Raw genomic sequence first — 1,075 nt, 5'->3', positions numbered from 1 at the left:
ATGGACAGCTCCGAGTTTCCAATGAGATGAAAAAGAAGGGAATTCTTGTTTCTCCTGGAGGGGTCAGATCGATATGGCTAAGGCATGATCTAGAAACATTTAAGAAGAGACTAAAGGCGTTAGAAGCAAAAGCAGCTCAAGATCACTTGATCTTTACAGAAGATCAATTAAGAGCGCTTGAAAAAGCTAAAGAAGAAAAAGAAGCTCATCGAGAGATAGAAACATAACATCCAGGCTATCTTGTTGCACAAGATACTTATTATGTAGGCACTATTAAAGGTGTGGGAAGGATCTATCAGCAAACAGTGATTGATACCTATAGTAAAGTTGCTTTTGCTAAGTTGTATGACAGAAAAAATGCACTAGTAGCAGCAGAAGTATTAAATGATAAAACAATACCCTGGTTTGAAGAACAAGAGTTAAGAGTGTTAAGAATACTTACCGACAGAGGTACAGAGTGCTGTGGGAGTCGGGAATACCATGAATATGAGCTCTATCTTACAATAGAAGATATTGAAGATACTCGAACAAAGGCAAGACATCCTCAAACCAACGGAATCTGTGAGAGGTTTCATCAGACGATTCAAAATGAATTTTCTGCATCAGCATTTAGGCAAAAAGTTTATCATAGTCTAGAAGAACTACAAATGGATGTGGACAAATGGGTAAAAGAGTACAATGAAGAGCGAGTCCATTCTGGTAAATATTAGACATGCCATAATTGCACACAAAGAAGGGGTTGCTCCTTAAACGGAGTAGTATAAACTCTCCAATATAAACGAGATTTTTTCAAATCTCAAAACCGCTCATTAAAGAGCAAAAAAATGAGGAGCAACCCATGAAGCATTATATTGGATTAGATGTATCAATGAAAAGAACTTTTATCTGTGTATTAAATGAACAAGGTAAGATTATCCATGAAGGTTCAGAAAAAACAGATCCTGATTTACTAGCAGATTATTTTTCCAAAAGAGATTTTCCAGAAATCGTTGTTGGCTTTGAAAGTGGATGTTTATCTCATTACCTAGTCACAGGATTTAGAAAAAGAGCTATAGATCCCCTATGTATGGATGCA

At 36.4% G+C, this 1,075-nt stretch carries 2 pseudogenes; both read left to right on the top strand.

The features are described from left to right. A pseudogene (locus tag RHOW815_RS08200) lies at positions 1-704 on the top strand (integrase core domain-containing protein); the annotation flags it as partial. A gap of 134 nt (positions 705-838) precedes the next feature. Then, a pseudogene (locus RHOW815_RS08195) lies at positions 839-1,075 on the top strand (IS110 family RNA-guided transposase); the annotation flags it as partial.

It is taken from the genome of Candidatus Rhabdochlamydia sp. W815 (assembly GCF_018642185.1).
Classification (GTDB): Bacteria; Chlamydiota; Chlamydiia; order Chlamydiales; family Rhabdochlamydiaceae; genus Rhabdochlamydia; species Rhabdochlamydia oedothoracis.
The sequence above is the reverse complement of the archived record's forward strand: the minus strand, read 5'-3'. Positions and strand labels throughout refer to the sequence as shown.